This is a genomic window from Nocardia goodfellowii, assembly GCF_017875645.1.
Lineage (GTDB): Bacteria > Actinomycetota > Actinomycetes > Mycobacteriales > Mycobacteriaceae > Nocardia > Nocardia goodfellowii.
In genome coordinates, this window is the sequence record NZ_JAGGMR010000001.1 from 1,797,638 (window position 1) to 1,810,839 (window position 13,202).

At 68.0% G+C, this 13,202-nt stretch carries 15 protein-coding genes; 8 read left to right on the plus strand and 7 right to left on the minus strand.

Annotation, left to right across the window (positions count from 1 at the left end; genetic code table 11):
* The first annotated feature begins 58 nt into the window (after positions 1–58).
* From BJ987_RS07795 to BJ987_RS07805, 3 genes are all read left to right on the plus strand, one after another.
* Positions 59–940, plus strand: a complete 882-nt coding sequence (locus tag BJ987_RS07795; protein ID WP_209886187.1) for an RNA polymerase sigma-70 factor — start codon at positions 59–61, stop codon at positions 938–940.
* Positions 941–1,029: 89 nt separating this feature from the next.
* The gene (locus tag BJ987_RS07800; protein ID WP_209886190.1) at positions 1,030–2,118 is read left to right on the plus strand and encodes an NAD(P)/FAD-dependent oxidoreductase; all 1,089 of its coding nucleotides are present in this window, start codon (positions 1,030–1,032) and stop codon (positions 2,116–2,118) included.
* Between the two features lie 57 nt (positions 2,119–2,175).
* A complete protein-coding gene (locus BJ987_RS07805; RefSeq protein ID WP_209886193.1) occupies positions 2,176–2,895 on the plus strand; it encodes a Clp protease N-terminal domain-containing protein in 720 nt (239 codons plus the stop codon).
* Between the two features lie 16 nt (positions 2,896–2,911).
* Here the strand turns inward: BJ987_RS07805 and BJ987_RS07810 are convergent, their stop codons facing one another.
* On the minus strand, positions 2,912–3,577 hold the full coding sequence (locus BJ987_RS07810) for a response regulator (protein ID WP_209886196.1): 666 nt from the start codon (positions 3,575–3,577) through the stop codon (positions 2,912–2,914).
* Positions 3,574–4,761, minus strand: coding sequence for a sensor histidine kinase (locus BJ987_RS07815; RefSeq protein WP_307869531.1), 1,188 nt, complete (start codon positions 4,759–4,761; stop codon positions 3,574–3,576). Before BJ987_RS07815 ends, BJ987_RS07810 begins: the two co-directional genes overlap by 4 nt.
* A 107-nt stretch (positions 4,762–4,868) precedes the next feature.
* On the opposite strand from BJ987_RS07815, the gene BJ987_RS07820 reads away from it, so the two are divergent.
* Both BJ987_RS07820 and BJ987_RS07825 read left to right on the plus strand, forming a co-directional pair.
* A complete protein-coding gene (locus BJ987_RS07820) occupies positions 4,869–5,834 on the plus strand; it encodes an SDR family NAD(P)-dependent oxidoreductase (protein WP_245365863.1) in 966 nt (321 codons plus the stop codon).
* On the plus strand, positions 5,831–6,331 hold the full coding sequence (locus BJ987_RS07825; RefSeq protein ID WP_209886199.1) for a GtrA family protein: 501 nt from the start codon (positions 5,831–5,833) through the stop codon (positions 6,329–6,331). The genes BJ987_RS07820 and BJ987_RS07825 overlap by 4 nt, the downstream gene beginning before the upstream one ends.
* Here BJ987_RS07825 and BJ987_RS07830 read toward each other — a convergent pair.
* Together BJ987_RS07830 and BJ987_RS07835 are read right to left on the minus strand one after the other, a co-directional pair.
* Positions 6,215–8,299, minus strand: coding sequence for an NAD(+) synthase (locus BJ987_RS07830; protein ID WP_209886202.1), 2,085 nt, complete (start codon positions 8,297–8,299; stop codon positions 6,215–6,217). The two genes, BJ987_RS07825 and BJ987_RS07830, sit on opposite strands and share 117 nt — an antisense overlap.
* A gap of 44 nt (positions 8,300–8,343) precedes the next feature.
* Positions 8,344–9,018, minus strand: coding sequence for a suppressor of fused domain protein (locus BJ987_RS07835; protein WP_209886204.1), 675 nt, complete (start codon positions 9,016–9,018; stop codon positions 8,344–8,346).
* Positions 9,019–9,223: 205 nt separating this feature from the next.
* Between BJ987_RS07835 and BJ987_RS07840 the strand changes: the two genes are divergently transcribed.
* The gene (locus BJ987_RS07840; protein ID WP_209886207.1) at positions 9,224–9,526 is read left to right on the plus strand and encodes a hypothetical protein; all 303 of its coding nucleotides are present in this window, start codon (positions 9,224–9,226) and stop codon (positions 9,524–9,526) included.
* 240 nt (positions 9,527–9,766) lie between these two features.
* A complete protein-coding gene (gene groL / locus BJ987_RS07845; RefSeq protein WP_209886210.1) occupies positions 9,767–11,392 on the plus strand; it encodes a chaperonin GroEL in 1,626 nt (541 codons plus the stop codon).
* A gap of 64 nt (positions 11,393–11,456) precedes the next feature.
* On the opposite strand, the gene BJ987_RS07850 is transcribed toward groL, so the two are convergent.
* Genes BJ987_RS07850 through BJ987_RS07860 form a run of 3 tightly spaced genes read right to left on the minus strand, consistent with a single transcriptional unit; the run spans position 11,457 to position 12,532 of the window.
* Positions 11,457–11,660 carry a DUF885 family protein gene (locus tag BJ987_RS07850; RefSeq protein ID WP_281070442.1) on the minus strand — a complete coding sequence of 68 codons (204 nt, stop codon included), beginning with the start codon at positions 11,658–11,660 and terminating at the stop codon, positions 11,457–11,459.
* Between the two features lie 24 nt (positions 11,661–11,684).
* Entirely contained in the window at positions 11,685–11,909 is a 225-nt protein-coding gene (locus tag BJ987_RS07855; RefSeq protein ID WP_209886216.1) for a hypothetical protein, read from the minus strand.
* Complete coding sequence (locus tag BJ987_RS07860) at positions 11,906–12,532, minus strand: Rpn family recombination-promoting nuclease/putative transposase (RefSeq protein ID WP_209886219.1); 627 nt, start codon at positions 12,530–12,532, stop codon at positions 11,906–11,908. The genes BJ987_RS07855 and BJ987_RS07860 overlap by 4 nt, the downstream gene beginning before the upstream one ends.
* Positions 12,533–12,710: 178 nt before the next feature.
* On the opposite strand from BJ987_RS07860, the gene BJ987_RS07865 reads away from it, so the two are divergent.
* Positions 12,711–13,151: a hypothetical protein gene (locus BJ987_RS07865; protein WP_209886221.1), complete on the plus strand. Its 441-nt coding sequence runs from the start codon at positions 12,711–12,713 to the stop codon at positions 13,149–13,151.
* The last annotated feature ends 51 nt before the right edge of the window (positions 13,152–13,202 follow it).

The following is a 13,202-nucleotide window of genomic DNA, read 5'->3' on the forward strand; positions in this document are numbered from 1 at the left end:
CGAAAGATACTGTCACAGTTGGTAATCGAGCCGTCGATGAGCGCGGAAGAAGGTGGCGGTGGAACCCGAAGGCCTGCACGAATTCCTGGTGCACCGCCCGCGCCTGTTCGCCCTCGCCTATCGGATGCTCGGCTCCGCCGGCGAGGCCGAGGACGCGGTGCAGGAGGCCTACCTGCGCTGGTCCGGCACCGAGCGGGACACGATTCGCTCCGCCGAGGCCTGGCTGACCACCACCGTCGTGAATCTCTGCCGTACCTGGCTGGTCTCGGCTCGGGCGCGCCGCGAGGTCTATGTCGGTCCGTGGCTGCCCGAACCGGTGCCGACTGCGGGCGGTGAACTCGGGCCGCTGGAGTCCGCGGAAGAGCGCGAACAGATTTCGCTCGCGCTGCTCACCACCCTGGAGCGGCTCAACCCGGTGGAGCGCGCGGTGTTCGTGCTGCGCGAGGGGTTCGGCTACGCGCATCGCGAGATCGCGGACATGCTCGACTTGTCCGAGGCCAATTCGCAGCAGACCTACCGGCGGGCGAGTCAGCGGGTGCGCGAAGGCAAGGCGCGTTTCGAGGTTTCCGCCGATCAGTCGCGCGAGTTGATCGAGCGCTTCATGAAGGCGGCGCGGACCGGTGATCTCGACCAGCTGAAAGCCATGCTCGCCGCCGATGTCACCGCGACGGCGGACGGCGGCGGCACGGTGACCGCGGCCCGGCGGCCGGTGGTGGGCGCGGAGCACGTCGCGCGCTACCTGCTCGGGCTGTTCCGGTGGGAGGTACCCGGGATGGAGATCACGCTCGAAGAGGTCAACGGCGGGCCGGCGGTGGTGGCCAGGGTGGGGCGCGATCCCCTGGTGGTCATCGGCATCGAAACCTCAGCGCACGCGGTCACCGCGCTGCGATTGATCGTCAATCCGGAGAAGCTGGCCTATTTCGGGCGGGCCACCCGATAGGCGCTGTGTGGGGGCTCACAGGCGTGGCTGTCAGGAACGGCGCCGCTGTCCGGTCTAGGTGATGTCGGTTGTACGAAGGGAGCCACATCATGACCGGTCAGCATCGGATCGTCGTCCTCGGCGCGGGATACGCGGGACTCTCGGCGGCGCGCAGGTTCGCTCGCAAGGCCCGGGGTGCGGACATCACGGTGGTCGACGCGCGAGCGGAATTCGTCGAACGGGTGCGGTTGCATCAACAGGCCGCGGGACAACAGCTTTCGAGCTGGGATATCCAGGAGAAACTGGCGGCGAAGCGGATTCGGTTCGTGCGGGACCGGGCGCAAGATATCGATACCGCGGGCAAGCGGGTCGTTTTGGCGAACACACCGGCGCTCGAGTACGACACCCTGGTCTACGCGCTGGGCAGCATCGCCGATACGAGTGGCGTACCAGGTGTCGCCGAACACGCGCTGACGGTGGCCACGCCGGAGGACGCACGGTGGTCGGTCCCGGGGCGTGGACCGGTGGTAGTCGTCGGGGGCGGGTCCACCGGGATCGAGCTGGCCGCCGAACTCGCTGAGTCGCAACCGGATTCGCGGGTGGTGCTGGTGAGCTCGGAGCAGCCGGGCGCGTGGTTGTCGCCCCGGGCACAGGCGCATATCCGCCGGGTGCTGAAACGCCTCGGCGTCGAGATCCGCGCGGACGCGAAGGTTATCGAGGTGCTGGCCGATGGCGTCCGGCTGGCCGACGGCACGGTGCTCGAATCGGCGGCGACCGTGTGGACCGCGGGCTTCGGCGTGCCGGACCTGGCCGCGCGCGCCGGTCTCGCGGTCGACCGGAAGGGCCGTATCCGCACCGACGAGACGTTGCGCTCGATCTCGCATCCGGACATCTATGCCGCCGGGGACGCCGCCGTGATCGCCGGTCCCGGCGATCGGGAACTGCGCATGGCCTGCGCGACGGCGCTGCCCACCGGCAAGCACGCCGCGGACGCGGTGATCGCCCGGTCGGACGGCCGGGAACCAGGGCCGCTGCGGTTCCGGTATTACCTGCAGTGTCTGAGCCTGGGACGGCGCGACGGTGTCATCCAGATATTGCACGCCGACGATTCCCCGGCCCGCACGGTGCTGACCGGCCGGACCGCGGCCTGGGTCAAGGAGAGCATCGTGCGCGGGGCGGGCCGGGCCGCCACACCGTAACGCGCCACCGTCAACGATGGGTTGACGATGCGGCGATCGTCAACCTATCGTTGACGCATGACATCGCCCTTCCGCCTCGACGACCTGATCGACGGCATCAAGAAAGCTCGCCCCGACAACGCCCTGGACCAGCTCTCCGACGCGGTGGTGGCCGCGGGCCACCTCGGCGAAGTGGCCGACCACCTGATCGGCCACTTCGTCGATCAGGCCCGCCGCTCCGGCGCCTCCTGGACCGACATCGGTGCCAGCATGGGCGTCACCAAGCAGGCCGCGCAAAAGCGTTTCGTGCCCAAGGATCCCGGCGACGCCGCCACCATGAATCCGAACGCCGGTTTCGCCAAGTTCACCCCGCGCGCCCGGCAGGTGGTGGTGGCCGCACAGGAACAGGCCCGCGCCGCCGGGCACGTCCAGATCAGTACCGGTCACCTGGTCCTGGCCCTGCTCACCGAGCCGGACGGGCTCGGCGCGCAGGAGATCATCGCCAACGGCGTCACGCTGGAAGCCGTCGCCGAAGCCGCGCGCGCGGCCTTGCCCGCCGCCGCGGACGCTACGGTTCCGCCGATGATCCCGTTCGACGCCGAGGCCAAGAAGGTGCTCGAACTCACCTTCCGCGAGGCGCTGCGGCTGGGGCACAACTACGTCGGCACCGAGCACCTGCTGCTCGCCCTGCTCGAACAGGAGAACGGCTCCGGTCTGCTGACCGGCCTGGGTGTGGACAAAGCGAAGTCCGAAGCCCATCTGCAGGAACTGCTTTCGGTGTACTTGACCCAGCAGTAGGACCGGCCGGACTGTGTCAGGCCGGTGCACCGGATGGGCCGGGCCTGGCTACCGCGGCCAACCGGACCCGGTTCGTGGCACCGGTTTTCGCCATCAAGTTCGTGACATGGGTTTTGACGGTGGTGATGCCGATGTGCAGTAATTCGGCGATCTCCGCGTTGGCGTGACCTTCGGCGACCAGGGCCAGTACCTCGGCTTCGCGCGGGGTGAGCCCGAAAGCGGCACTCGCATCTGGGGTTTCGGCGGGCGGCCCGGTGCGGGCCGCGATGGCCGCATCCACCATGCGCTGCAAGACATCGGGGGAGAAGGGGCGACCGCCGGTGGCGGCACGGCGGATACCGTCGAGCAGATCGGCGGGCGCGGCGTCCTTGACCAGGAACCCGCACGCTCCGGCGGCCAACGCGGGATACAGGTGATCGTCATCGTCGAAGGTGGTCAGGGCGATCACCCGGGTTGTCGGCCGGGCCGCGAGAATCGCTGTGGTGGCGCGGATTCCGTCCATGCCCGGCATCCGTAGATCCATCAGCACCACATCGGGCCGGCACTGTTCGGCCAGGCGCACCGCGTCGCCGCCGGTCGCGGCCTCTCCGATGACTTCGAGATCAGCGGCGGTCTCGCAGAGCATGCGCAGACCCGCACGGACCAGTTGCTGATCGTCGACGATCAGCACCCGAACGGTCATGACGCGGCCGCTGTCGCGGTGGGCAGGTGCGCGGCCAGCCGCCAGCCGCTACCGGTGGCTCCGGCCGAAAAGGTGCCGCCGAGCAAGGCGACTCGCTCGTGCAGTCCGATCAGGCCAACACCCCGCGCACCGTCTCCGGCGGCGGCGCCGGAACCATTGTCGGACAGCAGGAAATCAACCGATCGAGCGCTCTTCGAGATCTCCAGCCGCGCGTCGACGCCGGCTCCGGCGTGTCTGACCGCGTTGGCCAAACCCTCCTGGGTGAGCCGCAGCAGCGTGAGGCCCACCGTCGCGTCCACCTCGGTGATGTCCGCGCCGATCCGGGTCTCGATCCGCAATCCCAATTTCTGATTCCGGTCGACCGCCGCGGCGATGGCGTCCGGCAGATCCGCGGGCGCTACGAATGATTCACCGGAGGCCTGCGGATCGCGCAGGATGGTCACCAGCTTCCGCAGATCCGCGAGGGTGGCTTTGCCGCTGGCGTGGATGTCGTCGAGGACCTCCAGCAGCGCGGGCGGCGCGTCGGGCACCGCGTGCCGGGCCACACCGACCCGCAGCACGGTGGAGGAGACGTGATGGGCGATCAGATCGTGCAGTTCACGGGCGATCGCAGTGCGTTCGACGGCCCGGGCCGCGGCGATCTCCGATTCCCGGCGCTGCGCCATCTCCAGCGCCTCGCGCCGGGCCCGCTCCGCGTTCTCCCGCGCCGCGCGCAGCAGCATGCCGAGCAACAGCGGCGCCGCGGCCATGACTGCGGCGCGGTAGCCCATGGCCCCCAGACCGCCGGAGGCCGGATGCGCCAGATATGCCCCCGCGAGCGCCGCCGCACCGAGGTACGGCCGCCAACCGCCTTGCCGCGCAGCAAGTTCGGTGAGTGCGACGGCGGCGGCCACCTTCGGGACGGCCGGCCCGACCTGCCCGATCTCGAAACCGAGCAGCAGCAGCCCGGTCGTGGTCAGCGCGGTGGGCAGCGGCCACCGCGCGCCACCGGCCACGGCCAGCACCGCTAACGTCGCGATGACCCAGTCCACCGTGGCGGGCCCGTCGAGGAGCAGCAGCATGCAGCCCGCGCCGAGGGCCAGCAGCGCCGTCATCCGGATCGGCAGCGATCGCGCGTCCAGCAGCCATTCCACGCCGCGGCCCACTCCGCTCGACTCCACCACGTACCCATAATGCCGCGTCACCGCCGTCGCGCGGCTCCTACCGTGGGAGGAGACGGGTCCGCCGCGAGGCCGCGATTCGAGCCCGCCAGGCGGATTCGGTCGCCGAGTCGCCGGGCCAGAGTCGAGGCATGACCGATGAGACGGACCACCCCGACGCCCCAGCACCCGTTCCCGCCGCCCCGAAACCGAACCGGCGCAAGCTGTTCGGCATGACCGCCGCAGGTCTGGCGGCGGGTACCGCCGCCGGTCTGGCCGGTGGCATCGCGCTCGGCGCCGACTCCAACCCGCCGCGCGCGCTGCACGGCGGAATGCGCCGCTTCGCCGACCAGGTGGTTTTGATCACCGGGGGCACCTCCGGCATCGGAGCGGCCGCGGCCCGGCAGTTCGCGGCCGAGGGCGCGCGCGTCGCGTTCTGCGGCCGGCGTGTCGAGCGCGGGCAGGCGGTGGAACGCGAAATCCGCGCCGCGGGCGGCGAAGCCACCTATCTCCGCGCCGACGTGCTGGTCGAGAGCGAGGTGCGTGACTTCGTCGAGACGGCGGTCCGGCGTTATGGCGGATTGCACGTCGCCTTCAACAATGCGGGCATCACCATCCAGAAGAAGCTGCACGAGTACAGCGCCGACGACTTCGACCGCGTGATCGGCACGAGTCTGCGCGGCGTCTTCTTGTCGATGAAATACCAAGTGCCGCACATGATCCGGTCCGGCGGCGGCACGATCGTCGTCACCTCGTCGAGCAACGCCGTGGCCACCGACGCTGGACGCGCCGCCTATACCGCCGCAAAGCGCGGCCTGGTCGGATTGGTGCAGTCCGCGGCATTGGACTACGCGGCCGACGGCATTCGCGTCAACACGCTCGTCCCCGGCACCACCGACACCGAACTGGTGCGCCGCGCGGCCGGAATGGAAGGCCTGCCCGACGACGCCTACCAGGCGCTGATGAAACAGTGGGCGAAATCCAATGTGCCCGGACTCGGCCGCCTCGCCACCGCCGACGAAATCGCAGCCTTCGCACTGACGCTCGCCTCCCCGGAACACCCCTACCTCACCGGCGCGCAACTCGTCATCGACGGCGGAAAGACCGCGCACGCATGAGCGGACCGCTGAAATACCTGCGCGGTGACCGCGCCACGGCACAGCTGATTCGCTTCGCCGCGGTCGGCGGCTTCGCCAATCTCGGCTACCTACTACCGTTCCTCCTGTTGTACGGCAGCGGAGTGCAGCTGGCCAACCTCGTGGGTTCGATCCTCAGCACCGTCCTCGCCAACGAACTGCACCGCCGCCTCACTTTCCGATCCGCCACCCGGACAACCTGGTACTCAGCACAACTCAAAGGCGGCGGCACCGCTGTCGCGGCCCTGGCCGCGAGCTCGGGCACCCTCGCGCTCCTGGGCGAACTCGCCCCGGGTCTGCGCGGACCGGGCGAGGCCGCCGCGGTCATGACCGTCTCGGGAATCGTCGGCGGTCTTCGCTTCTTATCCTTGCGCCACTGGGTCTTTCGAGCCGCGCACGTCGGGGACGTTGCGGTCGAGCTCGTCCAACCACGCGGCGGCGGAGGCGTCGCTCGGCGCGCGCCAGTCGCCGCGTGGTGACAGGGATCCGCCGGAGCCGACCTTCGGGGCGTTCGGGAGCGTCGAGCGTTTGAACTGACTGGTTTGGATGAAGCGGCGCAGGAATTCGGCGAGCCAGTGTTTGATCTCGGACAGGTCGTAGGTGTGGCGCTGGTCGGCCGGGATCAGGTCGGGCCAGCTGCCGCGGGCGGCGTCGGACCAGGCGTGCTGGGCCAGGTAGGCGATGCGGCTGGGCCGGTCGCCGAAGCGCAGCAGGTGGTAGAGGTGGAAATCTTGCAGTTCGTAGGGACCGACGGTGGCTTCGGAGCTCTGCCCGGGTTTGCTGTCGTCGCTGTTGGGGACGAGTTCCGGTGAGATCTCGGTGCGCAGAATGGATTTCAGCACCGCGCCCGCCTCGGGGCCGAACTGGTCCGTGTCGGCCGCCCAGGCGATCAGGTACTTGATCAGAGTTTTCGGGACCGAGGCGTTCACGCCGTAGTGCGCCATGTGGTCGCCGACGCCGAAAGTGCACCAGCCCAGAGCGAGTTCGCTGAGATCACCGGTGCCGACCACGAGCGCGCCGTGCTGATTCGCCAGGCGGAACAGGTGCGAGGTGCGCTCGCCCGCCTGCACGTTCTCATAGGTGACGTCGTACTGCGGGATGCCTTCGGCGGCCGGGTGTTTCAGGTCGCGCAGCATCTGCGTGGCCGACGGTTTGATGTCGATCTCCGCGGCGGTCACACCCAGCGCGTCCATCAAACGGTGTGCGTCGGTACGGGTTCGGGTGCTGGTACCGAAACCGGGCATCGTGTAGGCCAGCACGTTCGCGCGGGGCAGCCCGAGCTTGTCCATGGTCTTGGCGGCCACGATCAGCGCCTGGGTCGAATCGAGTCCGCCGGAAACGCCGATCACCAGGCGTTCGATGCCGGTCGCCCGCATGCGGGTGCTCAAACCCTCGACCTGGATGTGATGCACCTCGGCGCAGCGTTCGTTCAACGCCGCCGGATCGCTGGGTACATAGGGGAAGCGCGGGATTTCGCGGTGCAGCGGCACCGCCGCGGTGGGAATCGGCAGGCCGACTTCGATCCGGGGCATGGTCGACAGCCGTTCCCGATGGTCGTGCACATTGTCCGCGAAACTGGTGGTGCGCAATCGATCCGCGGCCAGCCGCTGCAGATCGAGGTCGGCCAGCACCAGTTGCGGGTCGTCCGCGAAACGCTCGCCCTCGGCCAGCAGATCGCCGTTCTCACAGATCAGCGCTTGACCATCCCACGCCAGGTCGGTGGTCGACTCGCCATGTCCCGCAGCCGAATACAGATACGCGGCGAGATAACGCGCCGAATGCGACGTGCACAGCGCCCGCCGGTAGTCGGCCTTCCCGATCACGATATTGCTGGCCGACACGTTCACCAGCACGCTCGCACCGGCCAGCGCCGCGTAACCGCTGGGCGGCAACGGAACCCAGCCGTCCTCGCACACCTCCAGATGGAAGGTGAAACCGGCCAGATTCGTCGCCGTGAACAGCAGATCGGAGCCGAATGGCACCCGCTGCCCGTCGATGACGATCTCGTCGCTCAATGATTCACGCGCGGCGGCGAATTGGCGCTTCTCGTAGAACTCGCGATAGTTCGGCAGATAGCTCTTCGGTGCCGCACCCAGCACCCGTCCCTCGCTCACCGCGATCGCGCAGTTGAACAGCCGCCCCTGGCTGCGCACCGGCGCGCCGACCACCAGGACGGTGTCGATCCGCGTGCTTTCCCGCACCAGCCGCTCCAGCGCCAACTCCACCGCGTCGTCCAGCGCGTCCTGATGGAAGAGGTCGTCGGCGGTATAGGAGGACAGTCCGAGTTCCGGAAACACCGTCAGCACCGCGCCCTCGGTCGCGGCCCGCCGGGCCAGTTCCAGCGTCTGCTCGACGTTGTAGGCGGGATCGGCTACCCGCATCCGCGGCACGGCCACCGCGACCCGCGCGAACCCATGCCGGTACAGCGATTCGAACGGCACACTCATTCGGTCGCCTCCTGTCAGGAGTTGATCATGGTCCGCTCCCGAATCTACGCGCGGCCGCGCAGTCCGCCGCCCCAGCGCGGCCAACTGGCCTGTGGTTTCGGCTCGGGGATCAGTGAGCGCCGATCCATGTCCGTGATGTTCATCGGCAGCTGGTCGGACATCCCGCCGAGCAGGCCGAGCAGCTTCCCGCCCAGCGTGGCCCGGTATTCGGTCATCGTCAGGCCGACCATCTGGCGGAACTCCACCCGTCCGAAGGGCGCCTCCAGGACCCCCAGTTCCGGGTCCGGCACGAACCCGACCGCGTGGATCAGGGAATCCGGCCGGTCCGCGGCGATCGGCCCGCTCGACTTGATGGTGTGGCCCACCTCGAACCGCTTCCCCGACTGGAACACGTACCGCGCCAGGTTTTGCAGAAAGGTCACCGGCCAATGCGGCGCTCGGAGCTCCCCCTCCTGTCGCGCCAACCGGAACGTGAATTCGAACCCCCACCCGGACTCCGCCGGGTTGTCCCATTCCTTCTCGTACAACTCGCTCATCCCGAAGCTCACGTAGTGCCAGTGCGGCACCGGCTCGCTGCGTTCATACGCGTTCACGCACTCCAGCGGCTCCGTCCCCCCGGCCGCCCACGGATCCTCCGCATGCCACCGTCGCGGCTCGACCTCGCCGTATAGCTCGCCCAGCACCCCCTCGATCGCATCCCACCCGGGTCTACCACTCACCTGCCCAACCCTAGGTCCGCGCGGCGTGTCCCCGCATTCGAGGTCCTCGCGCCGGACCCGCGGAGCGCGTGCCGGGGGCGACCGGTCCGGGCCGCCGTACAGCACGGTGCCGCCACCGGAGGGCACTATTTCGCGCGCGGTACGCAGCGCGGTGGTCGGCCGGTTAGCTGGCGGGGCGGCAGGGGTTGCCAGCTAAGCTATAGCGATGGCGGATGACACGGATGACACGGATTCCGACCTAGTCGCGGGAGAGCGCCGCTCGGACCTCCTGCGCGCGTTGTCGTACGTGTCGACGGAACATGGGCCCGACGGCGAGTACATCGTGAACGGGGATCTGCCGCCGGAGGTCGCACCGCCCTTCATCCGAGCGATCATGCGGGTGGAAGCCGAGTTGTTGCTGCATGACGCCGAGCTGGTCACCGTGGACAACGAGGAACCGCGCACCCCGGACGAGCGTCGTACCGATGCCTTCGTCGCGCTGGTACTGCGCATCGACGACCGGCCTTAGCTCGCCGCGCCGTACGCCGCGCGGTCCGTGCGCCCCGACCTTGCACTCGCCCCGGGCGAGTGCTAGAAATGGCTTTGGCACTCTCACCATGTGAGTGCCAGGTCGGGACGGTGAGACCGGGTTCCATCGACACCCTCGGTCGTCCGTCGCGGGCACCGAACCTGGCCAGCGTAAATGGGGCGATCCGACAAGCGGTCGTCCTGTGTGTCAGCCCCATTACATGTGGAGGATCTCAACGCAATGGCCAAGACAATTGCGTACGACGAAGAGGCCCGTCGGGGTCTCGAGCGCGGTCTGAACGCCCTCGCTGACGCGGTCAAGGTGACGCTGGGCCCCAAGGGTCGCAACGTCGTCCTGGAGAAGAAGTGGGGCGCCCCCACGATCACCAACGATGGTGTTTCCATCGCCAAGGAGATCGACCTGGAGGACCCGTACGAGAAGATCGGCGCCGAGCTGGTCAAGGAAGTCGCCAAGAAGACCGACGACGTCGCGGGCGACGGCACCACCACCGCTACCGTTCTGGCCCAGGCGCTGGTGCGCGAAGGCCTGCGCAATGTCGCGGCCGGCGCGAACCCGCTGGGTCTCAAGCGCGGCATCGAGAAGGCCGTCGAGGCCGTCACCGCCAAGCTGCTCGACACCGCCAAGGAGGTCGAGACCAAGGAGCAGATCGCCGCTACCGCCGGTATCTCGGCCGGCGACCCGTCCATCGGTGAGCTCATCGCCGAGGCCATGGACAAGGTCGGCAAGGAAGGTGTCATCACCGTCGAGGAGAGCAACACCTTCGGTCTCCAGCTGGAGCTCACCGAGGGCATGCGCTTCGACAAGGGCTACATCTCCGGTTACTTCGTGACCGACCCCGAGCGTCAGGAAGCGGTCCTCGAGGATCCGTACATCCTGCTCGTCGGCTCGAAGATCTCGACCGTCAAGGATCTCCTGCCGCTGCTCGAAAAGGTCATCCAGGCCGGCAAGCCGCTGCTGATCATCGCCGAGGACGTCGAGGGCGAAGCCCTGTCCACCCTGGTGGTCAACAAGATCCGCGGCACCTTCAAGTCCGTCGCCGTGAAGGCCCCGGGCTTCGGTGACCGTCGCAAGGCTCAGCTCGCCGATATCGCCATCCTCACCGGTGGCGAGGTCATCAGCGAAGAGGTCGGCCTCTCCCTGGAGACCGCCGGCATCGAGCTGCTCGGCCAGGCGCGCAAGGTCGTCATCTCCAAGGACGAGACCACCATCGTCGAGGGCGCGGGCGACGCGGAGGCCATCAAGGGCCGCGTGGCGCAGATCCGCACCGAGATCGAGAACTCGGACTCCGACTACGACCGGGAGAAGCTGCAGGAGCGTCTGGCCAAGCTGGCCGGCGGTGTTGCGGTCATCAAGGCCGGCGCGGCGACCGAGGTCGAGCTCAAGGAGCGCAAGCACCGCATCGAAGATGCCGTGCGCAACGCCAAGGCTGCCGTCGAAGAGGGCATCGTCGCCGGTGGCGGCGTGGCTCTGCTGCAGTCGGCTCCGGCCCTGGACGAGCTGAAGCTCACCGGTGACGAAGCCACCGGCGCCAACATCGTGCGTGTCGCGCTGTCGGCTCCGCTGAAGCAGATCGCCTTCAACGCCGGCCTCGAGCCCGGCGTCGTCGCGGAGAAGGTGTCCAACCTTCCCGCGGGCCACGGCCTGAACGCCGACTCGGGCGAGTACGAGGACCTGCTGGCCGCCGGCGTTGCCGACCCGGTCAAGGTCACCCGTTCCGCCCTGCAGAACGCCGCCTCCATCGCGGCGCTCTTCCTCACCACCGAGGCTGTCGTCGCCGACAAGCCGGAGAAGGCCGCCGCTCCCGCCGGCGACCCGACCGGTGGCATGGGCGGCATGGACTTCTGAGTCCAGCCACCCGGATTCACCTTCGAAGGCCGGCCCACCATTGGTGGGCCGGCCTTCGGCCATATCAGAGGGTCGCCAGTTCGGCTCGCAGTAAGTCCAGGCCCATCGGGCCGAGGTCGAGGGCGGCCATGTGCCAGGACTTCAGGTCGAAGGCCGCGCCGTGCCGGGCCCGCGCACCGGCCCGCCCTTCGGCCCAGACGCGCTCGCCGACCTTGTAGGCGATGGCTTGACCCGGCATGCCCAGGTAGCGGTCGATTTCGAAATGCAGCGCCGCGCCCTCGTGCGAAACTCGCTACTCGGCGAACACCTCGTCCAGGCTCGTCGCGGTAAGCAGGCGCCGCGCCCAGAGGTGTTGTTCATCGGCAGTAGCGGTGTAGATGGTGTTGCGGACCTGGGCGGGCAGCGGACCGAATTTGGTGGTCATCAGGTCCATCAAAATCGCGATCCGCTCTTTGGTTTCCCCACGGAGTTCTCCACGTGCTTCGCCCTCGGCGCGGAGCCGGTCGGCTGTTGTCATGAGCGATTCCTTGCTGACGTGAACAACCGGCTTGCTGGCCCTAGTTCCTGAGGATCGATGGATTGCGGTCTCCTTCGGCCGAAATCGGTTGGGGCGCCTGCAGGGCCGCGAGGTAGATGGTGGCGACGTCGTCGAGTAGGGCATTTGAAGCGGGGGAGGAGCGGGCCCAGTGTTTCGAGCATGGCGGGGCTGACGTCGTACAGTTCGGCGAGTTCGGTAGGCGCTGCCCAGGCCGAGCCGTGGAGATCGTTGCGCACTACCACCGGAAAGACCACGGGAAGTGTTCGGGCATCAGGGTTTTGGACTCGGTAGTGGTTCCAGACTCCGATGATCGAGTCGAGCATGCGCAGCGGCATCAATCGGTCCGAACAATTGCGCTGCTCGATCAACAGGTAGCCGAACGCCTCGTCTGCGCCGCAGCGGGTTCGGAAAACGAGATCGTCGTAGCTCGAGCGCAACTCCTCGCTGACGAAGCTGCACGACATCGGTTCCAGCCGAGTCCAATCTACCCGCGCCACAACTTCTTCGGGTAGCACAGTGCGCAGGTGTGCTGCTGCGTCAGCGGGTTGTCCGAGCAGTTGGCGGACGTAAGCGTCATGTGGGTTCGAAGTCGTGACTGCCATGCTCGGGGACCGTACGCCTGCGCGGCGTCCAGCGAACGTAGAAACGCAAGATTGCGAACGCAATATTGCGAATCCGGCCCTTCGATCGCGCTGAGGCTGGAACATATAGCGCATGGCTACCAGCGGATGTCCTGATCCGGGGATGTCCGACGCGGCTTCGCTGTTAGGAGGAGGGTTCATGGAATCGTTCAGTTGTTGGCCGCCACCCGCGCTGCCGCCCGGATGGCATCGGTTCACGCTGTTCCACTGCCCGATCGGGGTGTGGGACATCCAGTTCGAGGACTCGCGGTACGACGTGATCAAAGGCGATCCGCCGTCGGGGTGCACGGTCACCGAGCTGGGTCGTTATTTCGCCTTGGAGTGCGAGCGGCCGGGGGCGACCTTCCTCGATGCCGTCGCCACCACCTGCGCCCAGATCCGGGACAAGTACGGCCTTTCCATGTATGACCTCGGTATCGAGGACGTCGACGAGTGGTCCTCCGACGGCCTCAACGGCTGGGGCGCGAAGGTGCTGGGTCAGCTGGCCCTGATGTCGGTCGAGCGGGTCGAATTACTCGGATATCACACCGAGGATCTGGTCAGATTCGTCCGGACGGTGGCACGGCCGATCGAGGCTTAGTCGCTTCGGGTGGTGGGTCGGCCATCTGCCGGTCCACCACCCGCGCGATCG

What these genes read in the sequence shown, in the direction of transcription:
- BJ987_RS07800 (WP_209886190.1), top strand. Translation starts at nt 1,030, where the DNA reads ATGACCGGTCAGCATCGGATCGTCGTCCTCGGCGCGGGATACGCGGGA.
- BJ987_RS07805 (WP_209886193.1), top strand. Translation starts at nt 2,176, where the DNA reads ATGACATCGCCCTTCCGCCTCGACGACCTGATCGACGGCATCAAGAAA.
- BJ987_RS07810 (WP_209886196.1), bottom strand. Translation starts at nt 3,577, where the DNA reads ATGACCGTTCGGGTGCTGATCGTCGACGATCAGCAACTGGTCCGTGCG.
- BJ987_RS07820 (WP_245365863.1), top strand. Translation starts at nt 4,869, where the DNA reads ATGACCGATGAGACGGACCACCCCGACGCCCCAGCACCCGTTCCCGCC.
- BJ987_RS07825 (WP_209886199.1), top strand. Translation starts at nt 5,831, where the DNA reads ATGAGCGGACCGCTGAAATACCTGCGCGGTGACCGCGCCACGGCACAG.
- BJ987_RS07830 (WP_209886202.1), bottom strand. Translation starts at nt 8,299, where the DNA reads ATGAGTGTGCCGTTCGAATCGCTGTACCGGCATGGGTTCGCGCGGGTC.
- BJ987_RS07840 (WP_209886207.1), top strand. Translation starts at nt 9,224, where the DNA reads ATGGCGGATGACACGGATGACACGGATTCCGACCTAGTCGCGGGAGAG.
- groL (WP_209886210.1), top strand. Translation starts at nt 9,767, where the DNA reads ATGGCCAAGACAATTGCGTACGACGAAGAGGCCCGTCGGGGTCTCGAG.
- BJ987_RS07855 (WP_209886216.1), bottom strand. Translation starts at nt 11,909, where the DNA reads ATGACAACAGCCGACCGGCTCCGCGCCGAGGGCGAAGCACGTGGAGAA.
- BJ987_RS07860 (WP_209886219.1), bottom strand. Translation starts at nt 12,532, where the DNA reads ATGGCAGTCACGACTTCGAACCCACATGACGCTTACGTCCGCCAACTG.
- BJ987_RS07865 (WP_209886221.1), top strand. Translation starts at nt 12,711, where the DNA reads ATGGAATCGTTCAGTTGTTGGCCGCCACCCGCGCTGCCGCCCGGATGG.